This is a genomic window from Allobosea sp. P1_A7 (assembly GCF_056406775.1).
In genome coordinates this window covers 1-2,326 of the sequence record NZ_JBFTZN010000491.1, presented here as the reverse complement: position 1 = coordinate 2,326, position 2,326 = coordinate 1, and the positions used below count along the sequence as shown (strand labels likewise).

1 protein-coding gene and 1 pseudogene are annotated in these 2,326 nt (G+C 65.7%); both read left to right on the top strand.

Going from position 1 to position 2,326, the window contains the following annotated elements; genetic code table 11:
* Window positions 1-1,446: calcium-binding protein (locus tag AC1D34_RS36750; RefSeq protein WP_476826923.1), on the top strand; the 1,446-nt coding region annotated here is incomplete at its 5' end.
* A 63-nt stretch (window positions 1,447-1,509) separates the two neighbouring features.
* Window positions 1,510-2,326, top strand: a pseudogene (locus AC1D34_RS36745) (HlyD family type I secretion periplasmic adaptor subunit); the annotation flags it as partial.

Genomic DNA, 2,326 nt, shown 5'->3' with positions numbered 1-2,326 from the left:
GACCTGATCTATGCCGGCCGCGGCAACGACATCGTCTATGGCGGCGAGGGCAACGACACGATCTATGGCGATGACGGCGACGACCAGCTCTTCGGCGAGGATGGCGACGACATCATCTTCGGCGGCAACGGCAACGACATCATCATCGGCGGTAAGGGCAATGATCGGCTCTATGGCGGCGATGGTGACGATTTCATCGACGGCGGTGAGGGGGACGACTGGATCGATGCCGGTGAGGGCAACAACGTTGTCTTGACCGGCGACGGCAACAACACCGTCCGCACCGGCAATGGCAACAATGTCGTCATCGGTGGCGCCCACGTCGACATCGTCGAGTTCGGCTGCGGCCAGGACACGGCCCGTCTCGGTGGGGGGGACGACGTCGCGGCGGGCGGCGGCGGCAACGACCGGCTCTTCGGCGAATCCGGCAACGATACGCTCTCCGGCGATGACGGCGACGATGTACTCGATGGCGGGGAGGGCGACGATCACCTCGCCGGCGGCTGCGGCAAGGACAGGCTCTTTGGTGGCAGCGGCAATGACTTGCTCGACGCCGGTGACGGCGATGACGAGGTGGAGGGCGGCGACGGCGACGACATCGTCTTCGGCGGAGACGGAGACGACAGGGTTGAGGGCGATGCCGGCCATGACCGGCTCTTCGGCGGAGCGGGCGACGACCGGATCGAGGGCAATGATGGCAATGACGTCATTGATGGCGGCACCGGCAATGACTGCCTGTTCGGTGGGACCGGCAATGACGTGATCCAGGGCGGTGCCGGCAACGACYGGATCGAGGGAGGTAGCGGTGCCGATACGCTCGATGGCGGTGGGGGCAGGGACCGGGTTGAGGCCGGGTCTGGCGACGACGTGATCATCGGTACGCTCGATGCTGCGGCCGATTGCTATGATGGCGGCAGCGGTTGCGACACGCTGGATTACTCCCGGGCAACGCAGAGCATCGACATCAACCTGGTCGAGGGCAAGGCGGTCAGCGTCGAGATCGGCGAGGACGGGTTCTCCAGCATCGAGGCGGTGATCGGCGGCAGCGGCAATGACCACTTCACCATCGGCACTGATGTGGTGACGCTGACCGGCGGGGCGGGCGACGACACCTTCTCCTTCGACGTGCCCTATGATGAGGACGATCGCGACCTGATCCACCAGATCCTCGACCTCGAGGCCGGCGACCGCATCCGCATCAAGCAGTACCAGATCCGCAAGCACGATGATGATGACGATGATGACGACGGCGGAAGCGGTTCCGACGACGATGCCTTCGATCGCACCTATGGCGACGAGGGCGACGATTCCGGTCGGCCATTCCGCTTCCGCATCGAGAAGATCGGTGACGACGACCGCACCTATGTCGATGTCTATCTCGAGCAGAATGACGAGAAGGACTACTCGATCGAGATCCAGGGCAGTCACAGGCTTTATTACTACTGATCCCGGCGAGGGGGCGGGGCCGCAGCGCCTCGCATTCCGGGCCGTCTGACGGGAGAGATGAGCATGATCAAGAGCAGTGTCGCATCGCAGTCCGGTGGGGACGCCAGGGAAGGGCGCGAGCCGAACTTCGGGCTCGGCCGGCATATGCTCGCCGGYACGGCGCTCGCCCTGCTCTTGGTCGTCGGCTGCGGCGGCTGGGCCGCCAGCGCCCATCTCAACGGCGCCGTGATCGCCCAGGGCTCGGTCAAGGTCGACCAGAACCTCAAGGAGGTGCAGCACCGCGACGGCGGCATCGTCCAGGCGATCGGGGTGCGCCAGGGCGACCGGGTCGAGGCTGGCCAGACCCTGTTCTGGCTCGACGATGTCCAGACCAAGGCCGAGCTCTCGATCATCCGCTCGCAGCTCGGCGAAAATCTCGGCCGCAAGGCCCGCCTGATCGCCGAGCGTGACAACCTCGCCGCGATCACCTTCCCGGCCGAGCTCGCCAAGGTCTTCGACGAGGCGGATCAGATCATCCAGGGCGAGACCCGGTTGTTCGACGGCAACCGCACCAACCGCGAAAGCCGCAAGGAACAGCTCGAGATCAGCGTCGTCCAGTCCGGCGAGGAGATCAAAGGCCTCGAGGCGCGCAAGGTCGCCAAGGTCGAGGAGCTGCGCCTGGTCGAACTCGAGCGGAACAAATATCTCGGCCTGTTCGAGAAGGGCTTCATCGACGGCACGAAGGTCTACAACATCAACCGCGAATGGGCCCGCCTGCTCGGCGAGCGCGGCGAGATCGAAGCCTCGATCGCCCGCGCCCGGCTGCGCGTCAGCGAGGCCCGCCTCCAGATCATCGCCGTCGACGAGACCGCCCGCACCGAGGCCCAGCGCGAGCTGCGCC